The sequence below is a fragment of the Aquabacterium sp. genome (assembly GCF_036273115.1).
Lineage (GTDB): Bacteria > Pseudomonadota > Gammaproteobacteria > Burkholderiales > Burkholderiaceae_C > Aquabacterium.
On sequence record NZ_DASUIN010000018.1, the window covers coordinates 1 to 15,100 of the forward strand.

A 15,100-nucleotide genomic window follows, 5' to 3' on the forward strand; every position below is an offset into this window, starting at 1 on the left:
CTGATCAGCAGTCCGACACTGCACAGCGCGGCCGAATTGGCCCTGCGCTATCTGAATCTGACTTACGCATTCACCCACATCAGCATGCACTCGGCCAACGGGGTCACGGCGTTCACACTGGGTGATCTGGAAATACCCGCCGAGGTGCGCCGCTTTATCGTGGAACGCGATGCCGTGGCCATCCGCGTGTTGCAGCGCGATGTGTTTCAGGCTGAACTGCCCATGGTGCGCATCACTTTCAAGGGGCCGCCGCCCCCTTACGCTCCGCTGTATGCCAAGTACCTCGGTATGGAGCCGGAGTTTCATGCTCAGTACAACCGGGCCGAGTTTCCCTCGCATTACCTGGACTTGGCCCTGCCTCAGGCGAATGAAACCACGGTGGCCATGTGCGAAGACATCTGCCGGGATTTGCTCAATCAGCGGCGTTCTCGGCATGGCTGTGCCGCCATGGTGCGCAACCGTTTGCTTCATACCCCAGGCAAGTTGCCAGACATGGAGACGATTGCCGCCGAAATGTGCATGACCAGTCGCACTCTGCGGCGCCACCTGGTAGCCGAAGGCACGACCTTTCGCGACCTGGTAGACGAGGTACGCCTGATCCTGGCACTGGAATTGATTGAAACCGCCCACATGGGCCACAAGGAAATTGCCTTGCGACTGGGGTTTCATGATCTGTCCAGCTTCATCCAGGCATTCAGGCGTTGGAAGGGGGTGACGCCCTCGGTGTACCGCAGCCAATTGGGTCTCCCCGTTCGGGTCACCCGGGGCGCCCGGGTTCAACGCTCAGCCTGATCGCTGGTTTGCGCCAGCCAGGCACGTGCTGCGTGCGAGAGGTATCGGTCTGGCATCCAGATTTGCCCCACCTGCCACATCAAGTTGGGGGCGCGTAGCGAGCGAACGACCACGTCGCTGGATAGTTGTAATCGCTCCAGCAAGGGGCTGGGTAGCAAAGCCGTCCCCATCCCGGCCATGGCCATGGACAGCACAAAGTCCCATTGACCACTTTGGGCCACCACCTGGGGCACCACCCCCGCTTCGTCAAAGGCCGCTCGCAGTCGACGGGTGAGCGAATAGTCGTCTTGCAGCATCACGACAGGCTGTTGATGCAAGGCCACCAGCCCAGGGTGCTTGAGCCTCGCCCACGACGACTGCTGCGTGCCGACCAGACACAGCGGAAAGTGCCCCAGTTCACTGAAGGTCAAGGGGCTTCCTTCGGCCAAAGGCAGCACGGTCACCCCAACCTCTAGTTCCCCTGACACCACGCGCTGCTCGATGACTTGTCCGCCGGCTTCTTCGATGGTCAGCGCAATATGGGGGTGCCGGGCCTTGAAGCGCTGAATCAGCGAGGGGAAGAACAAATTGACCATGGGGGGAATGCCCACGGTCAGCTCCCCTCGGGCCAAGTCGGCCAGATCCGCCACATCGCGTTTGAGCCGTTGCATGACACCGATGGCCTCTTGCCCTCGCTCGAACACGATCCGACCGGCGTCGGTCATGCGTACGCTGCGCCCCTCCCTGATCAGCAGTGCTTGCCCGATCTCGTCTTCCAGTTGCCGAACCATTTTGCTGACGGTGGACTGCGTGACAAACAGGTGTGCGGCTGCTTGGGTGAAGCTGCCTTGGCGAGCCGTTTCAACGAAATAGCGCAGTGCTTTGAGGTCCATGTCATTGCCCTTTTGTACATTCCATTTTGGAATGCAAGTCATGAATATAAGTCGCAACATGAATGAGTGCCGATTTTTATACTGCTCTTCGACGAACGCTTGCCGTCATGCCCAGGCATGCGCGGGCGATGCAAAGGCCGCCGCCGGCCCACTCAGGAGACCTCATGTACGAAGACCGCATCCGTCTGGCTCGACTGCGCGACAAGATCATGTCGGCCCAAGACGCTGCCACCTTGTTCAAAGATGGCATGACCGTGGGCATGAGCGGTTTCACCCGTGCGGGTGACTGCAAGGCGGTGCCCTTGGCACTGGCTGATCGGGCTCGTCAGGAGCCCTTGAAGATCACCTTGATGACGGGGGCCTCTCTGGGCAACGACACCGACAAGATCCTGGTCGAAGCCAACGCGATTGCTCGCCGCCTGCCCTTTCAGGTCGACGCCACGTTGCGTGGCAAGATCAACAACGGCGACGTCATGTTTCTCGACCAGCATTTGTCAGAAACGGTCGAGCAGTTGCGTTCAGGGCAATTGGCCCCGGTGGATATCGCCGTGATCGAGGCCACTGCCATCACCGAAAATGGCGCCATCGTGCCCACGACATCTGTGGGCAATTCCGCCAGTTTCGCGATTCTGGCCAAGCAGGTGATTGTCGAGATCAACCTCACCATGCCTTTGGCCATGGAGGGCCTGCACGACATTTTCATCCCGACCTACCGGCCGCATCGCCAGCCCATTCCGCTCATTTCGCCCGAGCAGCGCATTGGCACACCCTTCATCAGCATCGACCCATCGAAAATCGCTGCCATAGTGATCACCGAAAAGGCCGACAGCCCATCGAATGTGCTTGCGCCAGACGCCGAAACGAGCGCGATCGCTGGCCACCTCGATGAGTTCTTGCGCCACGAGGTGAAGGTTGGCCGCTTGTCGGCTTCTCTGCAGCCCTTGCAATCGGGCATTGGCACCATCTCCAACGCCGTGCTGCATGGTCTGATCGATTCACCCTTCAGAGACTTGAAGATGTACTCCGAGGTGCTGCAAGACAGTGCCATCGAGTTGCTTGACAGCGGGCGTGTGAGTTTTGCATCGGCCTCGTCGATCACCTTGTCCAAGCCCACGTATGAGCATGTGCTGGCGCACATCAACGATTACAAGTCGCGTCTGGTCTTGCGTCCGCAGGAGATCAGTAACCATCCCGAAGTGATTCGTCGCCTGGGCCTGATCACCATCAACACGGCGCTCGAATGCGACATCTACGGCAACATCAACTCCACTCACGTGAGTGGCACCCACATGATGAACGGCATTGGTGGCTCGGGGGACTTTGCTCGAAATGCCCACCTGTCGGTGTTCGTCACCAAATCGATTGCCAAGCAAGGCGCCATTTCGAGCATCGTGCCCATGGTGACTCATGTGGATCACACCGAGCATGACGTGGACGTGATCGTGACCGAGCACGGGCTGGCCGATTTGCGCGGTCTGGCGCCACGCGAACGGGCCCAGATCATCATTCGCCATTGCGTGGATCCCCGCTATCAGGGCCCGTTGCTGGATTACTTCAACGACGCCTGCAAACGCGGCGGCCACACGCCCCATTTGCTGGAGCAGGCGTTTGCCTGGCACACCCGCTACGCCGAGACCGGCGCCATGGTGTGATGGCGGGCCTGGTCAAAGCGTGATCAACGGTTGAGAGGCGCCACAAGCGCCTACTGGGCCGCGACTCGAAAGCCCATCAGGCAGACGAGCGCGGCCTTTTTCGTGGCGCCACGCCGAGCGGCTTGATGAGCCGGCTCAGCGCTTGGTTTGCAGCTTGGCAAAGGCCGCAGCCATGGCCGACTGCCCTTGGGCTTGCTGAGGTGCAGTACCCCGCCCTGCTCCACCCACGCGCTCGTTTCGCGCCGCGGGTCGGAAGCCGTTGTCACGGGCCGCACCTGCACCCTTGGGGCCAGTGGCCGCGTCGAGCTTCATGGTCAGCGAGATGCGCTGACGGGCCAGATCCACCTCGATGACCTTGACCTTGACGATGTCGCCGGTCTTCACCACTTCACGCGCGTCGTTGACGAACTTGTTGGACAGCTGGCTCACATGGACCAGGCCGTCCTGGTGCACGCCGATGTCGATGAAGGCGCCGAAGGCGGCCACGTTGCTGACCGTGCCCTCGAGCGTCATCCCTTCTTTCAGGTCCTTGATGTCTTCCACGCCGTCGTTGAAACGCGCCACCTTGAAGTCAGGACGCGGGTCACGGCCCGGCTTTTCCAACTCGCCCAGGATGTCCTTGACCGTGATGACGCCGAATTTGTCATCGGCAAACAACTCGGGCTTGAGCGTGCGCAGCACGTCGCTCTTGCCGATCAGGTCGCCAATGGACTTGCCTGTCTGAGCCAGCATCTTTTCAACCACCGGATAGGTCTCGGGGTGAACGCCCGAAATGTCCAGGGGGTTGTCGCCGTCACGAATACGCAAGAAACCTGCCGCTTGTTCAAACGTCTTGGCGCCCAGGCCGGCCACATCCATCAACTGCTTGCGGTTCTTGAACGCGCCGTTGGCGTCACGCCAGCGCACGATGCTGTTGGCCACGGCCGTGCTCAGGCCCGACACGCGCGACAGCAAGGGGGCTGAAGCCGTGTTCAGATCCACACCAACCGAGTTCACGCAGTCTTCCACCACGGCGTCCAGTGTGCGAGCCAGCTCGCTCTGGTTCACATCATGCTGGTACTGGCCCACGCCAATGCTCTTGGGGTCGATTTTCACCAGCTCTGCCAGCGGATCTTGCAAGCGGCGGGCAATGGACACGGCGCCACGCAGGCTCACGTCCAGATCAGGCAGTTCCTTCGACGCGAATTCAGATGCCGAATACACCGAGGCGCCGGCTTCCGACACGACGACCTTCTCGATGGGGGTGCCGGGTGCCATCTGCTGGATGCGCTTGATCAGGTCAGCAGCCAGCTTGTCGGTTTCACGGCTGGCCGTGCCGTTGCCAATGGCAATCAGATTGACACCGTGGGCGGCGCACAAACGGCCCAGCGTGTGAATCGAACCTTCCCAGTCTTTGCGGGGTTCGTGTGGGTACACGGTGGACGTGTCCAGCACCTTGCCCGTGTCGCTGACCACGGCCACTTTCACGCCGGTACGGATGCCAGGGTCCAGCCCCATGACCACGCGCTTGCCGGCTGGCGCGGCCAGCAACAGGTCGCGCAGGTTTTCGGCAAACACCTTGATGGCGGTGGCTTCGGCGTCTTCACGCAGGCGAGCGAACAGATCACGCTCCAGGCTCAGCGACAGCTTCACCTTCCAGGTCCAGGCAATGCACTTGCGGATCAAATCGTCTGCGGGGCGCTTGCTGTGGCTCCAGCCCAGATGAATCGCAATGCGCCCCTCGGCCATGGACGGCTTGCCGGGGACCACTTCTTCGTCCAGTACCAGCTTGGCGTCGAGGATCTCTTGCGTCCGACCACGGAACACGGCCAGCGCGCGGTGCGAGGGCACGGTGCGAATGGGCTCGTCGTAGTCGAAGTAGTCGCGGAACTTGGCCACATCGGGGTTGTTCTCGTCCTTGCCGTCCATCAGCTTGGACTTGAACAAGCCTTCCGACCACAGCCAGTCGCGCATCTTGCCGATCAAGGTGGCGTCTTCAGCCCAGCGCTCCGACAGAATGTCGCGCACCCCATCCAGCACTGCGAACGTGTCGGCAAAGCCGGCGTCGGCATTCACAAAGGCAGCGGCTTCGGCTTGTGGGTCGAGCGTGGGGTCGGCAAACAGCTTGTCGGCCAGGGGCTCGATGCCGGCTTCGCGGGCAATCATGCCCTTGGTGCGACGCTTGGGCTTGTAAGGCAGGTACAGGTCTTCCAGTTCCTGCTTGGTCGGTACTGTTTCAATCGCTGCACGCAACTCGGGTGTCAGCTTGCCTTGCTCTTCAATGCTTTTGAGCACGGCGGCGCGGCGCTCTTCGAGTTCGCGCAGGTAGCCCAGGCGCGCTTCCAGGTCACGCAATTGCGTGTCATCGAGCCCGTCTGTGGCTTCCTTGCGGTAGCGGGCGATGAACGGAACGGTGGCGCCACCGTCCAGCAATTCGACTGCGGCATTGACTTGTGCGGGGCGAACTTTCAGTTCGGCCGCCAATTGCATCAGGATCTTGTCCAAGCTCTGGCCTTGTAAGAGAAATCTGCAACAGGCCCTGCCAAGCCGCGAGCGGCAACAGGGACATGAGGGGGCGCAGTTTGCCACAGGCCCACTACCGTGCTTTCCCTTGGATCGTGCGCTGCTTCACGGACAAGATCTGGGACAATACCGGGTTCCATTGCATTGTTCCAACCCGAGATGGCCCTTCTTCCCTACGCCCTGCCCAAATCCGTCCTGTTCAACCTCGACCCTGAGGTGGCACACGAACTGACCATGAGCGCACTGGCGCGGTTTCAGAATACGCCGCTGGCTTGCGTGTGGGGCAATGAGCGGGTGAATGATCCCGTCACCATCGCGGGCGTGACCTTCCCCAATCGCGTGGGCATGGCTGCAGGCCTGGACAAGAATGGCCGCGTCATTGACGGGCTGGGTGCCATGGGCTTTGGTTTCGTCGAGGTCGGCACCGTCACGCCCAAGGCGCAGCCAGGCAACCCCAAGCCTCGCATGTTCCGTCTGCCCGAAGCCAATGCCTTGATCAATCGCCTGGGTTTCAACAACGAAGGTCTCGATTCATTCCTGGCCAACGTCAAGCGCGCGCGCTTCCGCGAAAGCGGTGGCATCTTGGGGCTGAACATCGGCAAGAACGCAGTCACCCCCATTGAAAACGCGGTTGACGACTACCTGATCTGCCTGGAGGGGGTGTTCCCTCACGCCGACTACGTTACGGTCAATATTTCCTCGCCCAACACCAAGAACCTGCGCGCCTTGCAAAGCGATGAAGCGCTGGATGCCTTGCTGGGGCAATTGCAAGAGCGCCGCCAGAAGCTGATTGCCCAGCATGGTCGCAGCGTGCCGATGTTCGTGAAGATCGCCCCGGACCTGGACGAAACTCAGGTGGGCGTGATCGCCGCTACCCTGCAGAAAAACGGCATCGACGGTGTCATTGCCACCAACACCACCATTTCGCGCGAGGCCGTGAAGGGCCTGAAGCACGCTGAAGAAACAGGTGGCCTCAGCGGCGCCCCGGTGCTGGAAGCCAGCAACCAGGTCATTCGCCAGCTGCGCGCCGCGTTGGGCCCTCGTTATCCCATCATCGGTGTGGGTGGCGTGATGAGTGCGGCCGATGCGCGCTCGAAGCGCGATGCGGGCGCTGATCTGGTCCAGATCTACACCGGTCTGATCTATCAGGGTCCCGGTCTGGTCAAAGAGTGCGCACAGGCGCTCAAATTAGGTTGAGCTCTTCTCGGCTCGACGCGTTGACGAGCCGAGTGGCCTGTTCCAGCACAGACTGGCACTCTTTGGGCGAAAGGTCGAGCGCCCGTGCGTAGCGAGTACTGGCTTGGTGCACGGCTGTGGCAATCTTGGCCGGCTCGGCTTTCAAGTTGGCGCTGTTGACCAACTCGTTGGCCAGGCTGCCTACCGCCCGCAATATTTCTGGCGCTTCGGTTGGGTGGCGCACAGGTGAGTTTTTGCTCAGTGAGCGACTAGCCATGATGAGCCGCTCATGCAGCCCCCAGTGCTTCATAACGGCACTGGTCAGATCGTCGAGGTTGATGCCCAGCACGGCACCGGTGGCGGCCTCCTGGGTCATGCCTGGCGTGGGCGAGGTGCCCTCTTCCGGCGGAGGCCCCGGTTGCATCAGGCGGGTGATCTGAGCCGCTTCCTCGGGGAAGTGATACAGAATGAGCAACCACCCCAGCCGCTGGGACATGGCAGCCACACAGGCTTCTTCATCGTGTACCGAGAACGGCGCGAGAAGGCGCGCAGCCTGCCCGGCAATGCAAGTCAGGCGCAATTCGGTCTGAAGGGCGCGTTGTGCGGTCAAAGCGGCATCCGGGTCTGTCGTGGATGCCTGAGCTGCCAACACACCGGGCCAAGGCCGCAGGGCAGAAGCCACTTTGCGCAAACCCTGTTGCCCCAGCAGCACCACGGTTCGCCCAATCGTTGTCACGCCTTCGTCGGTGTTGTTGCTGCGGAAACCCGCCGTGTTGACCGATCTCAGAAGCTCCCACACCATCGCGGGGTTCTTCAAAATCACATCGACAAAGTCGTCAACCCGAAGCTGCTCCTGAGACAAGACCTGCGTCAAAGCCCGTTCCGTGCCTGGGCGACTGGGCAGGTGACCTACGCTGTTGAGTCGATCGAGCAACAGCATCAAAGGGCCGCCGCCCTCTTGTGCGTTGGTTTTGATCCAGCTTTGGATGGCGCTGAGCAGTGTCCGCGCGTTCAGATAGCGTTGACGTTTTTGCCTGTCGGTGGCCCGGTTGACAATGGCTCGAAGCGTGTCGGGTACGGGGTGCGGCGTGGTCCACGGCAGGCGGACGATCTCAAGCCCCACGCGTGAGGCCGCACTGCCGAGGTCGGTGTCGTCTAGCGCGGGGTGGCCTGCCAGAACGCGATACATCAGCAGTCCGGCCATCAGAATGTCTCGCTCAGCGGCTTCGCGCGCCTGTTGCAGGTCATTCGAGTGCTCGGCCTGAGCTCCCAGGGTATTGGCGTCCAGGCCCGCGCCGGTGCCAGCCACATAGGCGTGCCCGGCGTTGTCAATCAAAACGTTATGCAGCCCGAGGTCGTGATGCGCACGCCCGGCTTCGTGGGCGTAGGCCAGTCCATCCAGAATATCGGCTACCCATACAGCGGCTTCGACAGGTGTTGGGGGGGAGCCCGACGCCAGCCTTTCGGTCAGGGTTTGCGTTTTGCCGCGCAGGCAGGTCATGAAGGGCCAGCCGTCGTGTTCGCCCACCTCCAGAATCTCTGCCAGACGCGGGTGCTTGAGTCGGGAGACCGACTGCGTGTATTCGATCCAGGCTTCGCGCAGTTTCGGCTTGGTGGGCGCCGTACGCGGTACGAACAACAGGACGTCCTGCTTCAGCAGTGGGTCGGTGGCCAGCCAGGTGCTGGAGGCCGCACTTTTCCCGATCAACTGGTGCAGCGCAAAACGACCGAATTGCTTCGGCGATGCGGCGGGTTGTACGGGCGTATTCGTGGTTGCTGCGGCCATGACCGTCGAAATCGATGGGTATTCCTCCGGGCTATGCGCATGCCCGGGTACTGGAATTTCACATCAAGGTAAGTCCCGGTGATCCATGGTCAAAGGGGGGCAATTGGCGGCATTTCTGGCTCAAGATCACGCCCTGTCCGAATCTATCGGAATCCAATGCCCTGCGCCCGTGATGAAGGCGCCGCGAACCTGGTCTGTCGGTTGCAAAGTGGCCACGGCGTCGAGGTATTGGCGCATTTGTGACTGGTACTGCACCAGTTCCTGCGGCTGGTGGTTCAGCTTGTAGTCTATGACCCACCACACCGTGCCCTCGCCTTCCCGTTTGGCGACCAGTCGGTCCAAGCGGAGTGTCTGGCCATTGTGGCCAATTGCCACTTCGTTGCCCGCCCACAGATGCCCATCGGGCGACAGCCAGGTCTGAAGCTCTTCGCTGTTCAATAGGGTATCGAGCAACTGGGTGGCGCGCGGGCGCCAGTCCCCCGCCAGTTTCAGCTGTTGCGAAGCCTGCTCGATACACCGGCGCAGCAGGGTCTGCGAGCGCGAGGCCACCGGCAGTGTCGTAACCCACTCCAGCACTTTGTGAACCACTTGGCCCAAAGTCTGAATGGCTTCGTCTTGCGGCGCAGCGCTGGCTTCATCGGCCAGAGTCGGCAGACAAGGCAACTCCAAAACGGGGATGGGCGGACGCACGCACTCCGCCGCCGGCGAGTGAGCTGATGGGCTGGCAATCGGCTCCCAAGGCTGAGTGGCGTCCACCGCGCCAGATGTGGTCAGTCTCGACCACCAACTGGGTTTGCTGCTCTGATAATGCGGCTCCACCCGGCTGATGATCAGGCGCGTGCGTGCGCGTGTCACGGCCACATACAGTGCGTTCAACTCCTCCCGGTCAGCCGCCACCGCTTCACTGTCAAGCAAAGCCTGTAAGCTGGGCGGTGGGTTGGACTGAGACTGCAGGAATGCGCAGCGTGCCGGGTGATCGGCCCCTTCTGGCCAGTCGACCAACACGCTGTAGGTTTCCGCCTTGCTAGGCAAGGCGTCGGTATCCATCAGGAACACGGCATCGGCTTCCAAGCCTTTGGCTCCGTGAATGGTCAACAGTTGAACCGCGTCGGCATGGGCCTTGGGCGGCACCGAGGCAATTGACCGTTTGACCTTGCGCACCCAGCGGTAGGGCGTGGCATCCCGCCCGGCGTCCATTTCCAGACTCAAATTCAACAACGCAGCCACATTGGCCCACGCCGATTCCCATTGGGGCGCCCCCAAGCGGCGCGCCAGCGTCTGGCGCAAGCCCGATTCGGTTACCACCTTCTGGAGCAAGTCGTGAGGGGGGAGCACCTGTGCCGCTTCACGCCATGTGTTGAGCAAATGAGCGGTACGGGACCAGCCTGCGTCATGGGCAAGGTTTTGAACCGCATCCCACCAACTGCTTGCCTGATTGCGCACAACCATGGCAACCGTTTGCAAATCGTCATCGCTGTGATCAAACACCAGGCTCTTGAGCGCGTGTGCCAGCGACAGGTCATGGTGCGGCGACACCAACGCGTCAACCAGCGCCAGCAAATCACGCACTTCGGGTGTGTCGCACAGGTAGGTGTTTTCGGGTGCCAGATTCGGAATGCCCCGTTGGCTTAAGGCGTCGGCCACCCAAGCCAGCGAGGCGCGCTTGCGTGCCAGCACATAGATTTCACCAACGGGCGTGCCTTCGCGCGCCACCAATTCTTGAATCGCGTTGGCGATTTGCTCGGCCTCGAGTTGTTTGAGCGAAATTTGCTCCGAGACACGCGCCTGGCTCAGGGTGTCGCGCCATCCATCTGGCTGCTCATGCTTGGTCAAAGCCTGCCTGCCGATGGTTGGCAAGCTTTGAACACGGGCTTCCAGAGCGGACTCGGTGGTGTGCGTGCGATAGCCTGGAAAATCTCCCGCCGCAGCGGCCTGGTGCATGCACAGGTTCAATGCGTCAATGATGCCTGGCGCATTGCGGCGTGTGTGGTCACAGGCTAGCAGATCGCCATCCAAGCCGCTGACGATGAAGCCCTTGGCCGCTTCAAACACCCGAGGGTCGGCACGACGGAATCGGTAGATGCTCTGCTTGGGGTCGCCCACCAGAAACACTCGCATGGGTTCCTGGCCGCTGCGGCCGCCACCGGCCCCGGCGTAAGACTCCAACCAGGCGCGCAAGGTTTGCCATTGCAAGGGGCTGGTGTCCTGGAACTCGTCCATCAACAGCTGGCGGGTCTGGCCGTCCAGGCGCTCCTGAATCCAGCCTGCCAAGGCCGAGTCGGTCAACAGGCGCGCAGCGGAGCGCTCCAGGTCCACCATGTCGGCCAGGCCACGCTCTGCTTTCAGGCGAGCGTATTCTTCAAACAGCAACCGAGCCAACACCACCATGTCCTGGTGAATTTCATGTGCCTGGGCCTGGTTGCGGGCTTGCAGCCAGTCCATTAGCCAGGCCTGGGCCCAGGCCAGCTGCTCGCTGTCGCCCAAACGCTTCTTAGGTTGACCTTGCGCAGTCAGCAAAGCTGCACGCAAGCCATCACCGCGTTGGGTCAAGTCGGGCTTGGCCAAAGCATCGATGATTTGCGCAGCCGCTTCCTGAGCCATGACCCCTTTGGCCTGTACCAGTACCGAGGCCAAAGCGCGCATGCCATCTTCGACGCTGGAGGCGCTGAGCGCCTGATCGGGGTGAGACCACGCAGCCCACTGGGCAGACCACTGCGCCGCCGACTCCACGCTGGCCTCGAGGCGACCAGCCCGATCTGTCAGCTCAATTTCGAGTCGATTGCTCAATGCCGTTTGCAGCCATCCCTCAACATTGAAGGCCCCCACGCACTGCACCAGACGCATGTAGGCGTCCTGGCGGTCGCCTCCGTCGAGTCGACGCAGAAAACGCCCCCACAGATCTGGCCAGAGCTCGGATTGATCCTCAATCAGGCTCATCTCCGGCGGCAGTTGCAGTTCGGTAAGCACATCCAGTGGCGCCACTTTCAGCAGTCGGGAAAACCACCCGTGAATGGTGTGAATCTCCACACTGCGGCCGGACTCCATCCACTCGGCATGCAGTTGGGCCAGGCGTGGCGCCAACTCGCCAGCACGCTCGGCATTCAAGCCGCGTATCCGCAGCTCCTGGATCCGTTCGACTTCGCCTTGATGGGCAAACTGATGCAACCACGCATGCAAACGCTCGCGCATTTCGCCTGCGGCCTTCTTCGTGAACGTGATGGCCAGAATCTGCTGGGGGGGCACGCCTTCCAGCAAGGAGCGCACGATTCGCGACACGAGCATCCAGGTCTTGCCAGCGCCAGCGCAGGCCTCAACCACCACACTTCGCCTTGGGTCGCAGGCAATCTCGTAAAACCGTGTGCGCTCCACCAAGGCACCGTTGACCTCATATGCTGCCTGATGATCTGTGTGGGGCATGGTCATGCTGACAGCTCCTGCAACGGATCGGTGGGCGCCGAATCATCCAGCGGCCAATGGTCGCGGCGGCACAGACCACGCGCCGCGCAGTAAGAGCAAGCCGTGGCATCGCCCAAAGCCGGCATGGGGGCACCTTGCATCAAGCGCGACATGTCGTGCTGCAAGCCCTCCAGAAGTGCCTGCGCACTGGCCTGTACATCGGGGTGCGGAATCAGCGTGGCGCCTTTCGCGTCCAAGTGCAAATAGGCTGCATCCGTCACATCGCTTCCCACCAGCGCGGCATAGAACGGCAACTGGGTGTCTTCCAGCGGGCGCTTCACCTTGTCTTTGAGACCTTGCAGCGAGCCGGACTTGTAATCGATCACCATGCGCGCACGCTGCTCGTCTCGATAGCAGGCGTCGGTGCGGTCAATTTTTCCTTTCAGCATCACTGTGGCAACGTCTCCCGGTAGCGGCACAGGCAGTCGCACCTCTGATTCGTTGTCGACACAGCGCCAGCCCGCCTTTTCATGCTGGTGTAGCCATTTCACATAGCCCTGAGCCATGGAACTCAGCACAGACCTGTAGGGCAGGAAATATGGGCGTGTCGCCTCCCCATGCAACCCCATCTGCTTCAACACCCGCTCAGCCATGCGTAACCATGCCTCAACGTCTTCCGCCTCGGTTCGCATGGCCAGCATCTGCTCGCGCTCAAGGTGAAACTGGTGAATGACCTCGTGCAACCACGTACCGTAGTCCGATCGATCCAGCCCTTCTTCGAGCTCATCCACATCCTGCAGTCGCAACACCGACTGGGCGAAGAATCGGTATGGGCATTGCCGCAAGGTCTCATAGCTGGTGGCAGACAACTGAGGGGGCAACAAACAGCGCGTGTCCTCATTCAGTCGGGGACTCGGCTTTGTCACCGGTGCGGCGATCAGCGTATGGGTCTCCCAGCGTGGGGAAGCTTTTTGCCAGTTTTGGCCGCTGCTTTGCGACCATCGCTGCAGCCAGGGACTGGGCTCCAAAGGTTCACTGCCCTGCCCGGCTCGGTACAAACAGATCACCGATGGACGGGTCAGCAACAGCTCAAAGGCCTCCCATTGCGCTTGCCGTAAATCGTCGGGCGTGGCCAAGAGCATTTGTCGACGCAAAGTGCCCCCCAGCCAACTGGTGTCGCGGCCGGCCGAACCCAACTGCTTGGCGTCGGCCCCAGGAATCACAATGGCCTGAAATGGGCGCAGCACGGCGCGAGCCATTGGTGTGATGACCACGTCCACACGCCCTGCTGGGGGCGAGGGGCGGAACGTCGTGCTCTCGAGAACGTCGTGTACCCAGCGAACAAACCCCACGCCATCCACCTTGGTCTGCCCCAGCAAAGACGACCAAACTGATTCGGTCTGGTCCTCATCGGCCAGGTGCAAGCACTGAGCTACCAGCTCCCCTGCCTCGTCAGACAACAACTTGGGCCAGGCCCCACTGGCGTGAAGCATCCCTCGCGTGACCTCGATCCAGTCCGCCAGAACACGACGCTTGCCCGCCCGCATCTGCCGGTATGGTGCGGTCAGTTCCTGAACCCGTTGCCAAAGCGCTATCGCTTGTTCTGGACACGACGCGCCGGCGTGGTGCTGGCGCGGGTCATCCCATGCACGCAGCCAGCCGTGGCGCCGGCACCAGACTTCCAGGGCGTCGCAGGCATCTTGTTCCACCAGGCTCAACCAGCCAGACTTGATCCAATCGAGCAAATCGTCCGTCGAAGCCTGGGGCGATGCCGCCACCAGCATGCGCGTGATCACGGCCGCCGCTCTCGCTGTGGATAAGCGCCAACCGGTCTCATCGGCCACAGTGGCCCCAGCGCCATCCAGCATGGCGCGGACACGTCGAATCAGGCTGCGATCCAGTGCGATCAAGGCAACCGGCTCACCATCGGCCTCTCGCGAGGCCTGAACTTGGTTGAGCACCATGGCGGCTGCATGGCGAGCTTCGTCCTCGGCGTCGGCGCAGCCCAGTTGAGCGGGGGCGCGTGCACATGAGAAATCATCGGAACCGCAGCGGGCCACATCCCAGCGGCAAGGCACACCTTGCGCCTGTGCGTGGGTCAGCAGATTCAACATCAGGTGCGCTTCCGTGCCCGGCGAGATACTGCCGCCCGCACTCACCCCGATCCAGGCTCTAGGAGCAAGCTCAAACAGCGCGTCGCTAGGCCAGCCCTTGTCGAAGCTTTCGATCACCCATTCCAGGGCCCAGGCCAGCAGCAACTTCTCGCGCGCGCCATACTGCAACGCGCCGCCCGACGCGGCAGCGAGCAAACTGCGAGCCTCTTGCCAATAGGTCTCGCGTAGTCGCGGCGGGATCGCTTGCGCACGCTTTACCCAGTCATGGGCTGCTTGTACGACCTGATCCATGGCATGTTCGAACCCGCGCGGGTCACGACTGGCCCATTGACGAGCCCAGACTTCCTTCCCCAACTGGTGGCCGACCTGAATGCGGTCAGCGATCGCGTCGCCAGAAATGCCGGCCGCCCCCTTCACGCTGGATTTGCGCCAGGCATGCGCCGTCATGAGCGAGGCGACTGTTTCGATCGCCGGCAGCCAACCGCCTACGGCACGATTCCAGGCTTGCCGCGCCAGAGGCAAAACAGCCCCCACCGGCACGATCACCATGGCATCGCGTGCATTGATGCCCTGCTCGGTCAGCCATTCATAAGCGCCCTTGGCCCACGACTCCCAATTCTGTTGTGCAGTGTGCTGCCGATGCCACACCCAGGGGGTCTGCCCCAGATGGGAACGCGGATCCAGGGGATGTGCGGCGGCTGGTTGAAAGTCTGGAACTATGACCGTCATAGAAAAGGGGCTCTTGGAATGCGCGGCGAACGCATCATCTTCTGTGTCAGAATCATCTCATCTTCCTGGCTCATAGCGCCT

8 protein-coding genes are annotated in these 15,100 nt (G+C 61.6%); 3 read left to right on the forward strand and 5 right to left on the reverse strand.

Annotated elements, in window-relative coordinates; genetic code table 11:
- On the forward strand, positions 1 to 792 hold a 792-nt coding region (locus VFW72_RS06820), incomplete at its 5' end, for a helix-turn-helix transcriptional regulator (protein WP_329673533.1).
- On the opposite strand, the gene VFW72_RS06825 is transcribed toward VFW72_RS06820, so the two are convergent.
- Positions 777 to 1,664: a LysR substrate-binding domain-containing protein gene (locus tag VFW72_RS06825; RefSeq protein WP_329673534.1), complete on the reverse strand. Its 888-nt coding sequence runs from the start codon at positions 1,662 to 1,664 to the stop codon at positions 777 to 779. The two genes, VFW72_RS06820 and VFW72_RS06825, sit on opposite strands and share 16 nt — an antisense overlap.
- 164 nt (positions 1,665 to 1,828) lie before the next feature.
- Between VFW72_RS06825 and VFW72_RS06830 the strand changes: the two genes are divergently transcribed.
- On the forward strand, positions 1,829 to 3,316 hold the full coding sequence (locus tag VFW72_RS06830; RefSeq protein ID WP_329673535.1) for an acetyl-CoA hydrolase/transferase family protein: 1,488 nt from the start codon (positions 1,829 to 1,831) through the stop codon (positions 3,314 to 3,316).
- Positions 3,317 to 3,451: 135 nt separating this feature from the next.
- On the opposite strand, the gene VFW72_RS06835 is transcribed toward VFW72_RS06830, so the two are convergent.
- Positions 3,452 to 5,800 (reverse strand): Tex family protein, encoded by a 2,349-nt coding sequence (locus VFW72_RS06835; protein ID WP_329673536.1) that lies wholly within the window; start codon positions 5,798 to 5,800, stop codon positions 3,452 to 3,454.
- Between the two features lie 177 nt (positions 5,801 to 5,977).
- Here VFW72_RS06835 and VFW72_RS06840 point away from each other — a divergent pair, with 177 nt between their 5' ends.
- Positions 5,978 to 7,015 carry a quinone-dependent dihydroorotate dehydrogenase gene (locus tag VFW72_RS06840; protein WP_329673537.1) on the forward strand — a complete coding sequence of 346 codons (1,038 nt, stop codon included), beginning with the start codon at positions 5,978 to 5,980 and terminating at the stop codon, positions 7,013 to 7,015.
- Here VFW72_RS06840 and VFW72_RS06845 read toward each other — a convergent pair.
- The 3 genes from VFW72_RS06845 to VFW72_RS06855 form a co-directional block, all read right to left on the reverse strand.
- Positions 7,002 to 8,780, reverse strand: coding sequence for an HDOD domain-containing protein (locus VFW72_RS06845; protein WP_329673538.1), 1,779 nt, complete (start codon positions 8,778 to 8,780; stop codon positions 7,002 to 7,004). The two genes, VFW72_RS06840 and VFW72_RS06845, sit on opposite strands and share 14 nt — an antisense overlap.
- A gap of 126 nt (positions 8,781 to 8,906) precedes the next feature.
- The gene (locus tag VFW72_RS06850; RefSeq protein ID WP_329673539.1) at positions 8,907 to 12,203 is read right to left on the reverse strand and encodes a UvrD-helicase domain-containing protein; all 3,297 of its coding nucleotides are present in this window, start codon (positions 12,201 to 12,203) and stop codon (positions 8,907 to 8,909) included.
- The gene (locus VFW72_RS06855; RefSeq protein ID WP_329673540.1) at positions 12,200 to 15,019 is read right to left on the reverse strand and encodes a PD-(D/E)XK nuclease family protein; all 2,820 of its coding nucleotides are present in this window, start codon (positions 15,017 to 15,019) and stop codon (positions 12,200 to 12,202) included. Before VFW72_RS06855 ends, VFW72_RS06850 begins: the two co-directional genes overlap by 4 nt.
- Positions 15,020 to 15,100 lie beyond the last annotated feature (81 nt).

Bases quoted from the DNA above. Each gene is read 5' to 3' on its own strand.
- VFW72_RS06825 (WP_329673534.1), bottom strand. From the start codon at position 1,664: ATGGACCTCAAAGCACTGCGCTATTTCGTTGAAACGGCTCGCCAAGGC.
- VFW72_RS06830 (WP_329673535.1), top strand. From the start codon at position 1,829: ATGTACGAAGACCGCATCCGTCTGGCTCGACTGCGCGACAAGATCATG.
- VFW72_RS06840 (WP_329673537.1), top strand. From the start codon at position 5,978: ATGGCCCTTCTTCCCTACGCCCTGCCCAAATCCGTCCTGTTCAACCTC.
- VFW72_RS06845 (WP_329673538.1), bottom strand. From the start codon at position 8,780: ATGGCCGCAGCAACCACGAATACGCCCGTACAACCCGCCGCATCGCCG.
- VFW72_RS06850 (WP_329673539.1), bottom strand. From the start codon at position 12,203: ATGACCATGCCCCACACAGATCATCAGGCAGCATATGAGGTCAACGGT.
- VFW72_RS06855 (WP_329673540.1), bottom strand. From the start codon at position 15,019: ATGACGGTCATAGTTCCAGACTTTCAACCAGCCGCCGCACATCCCCTG.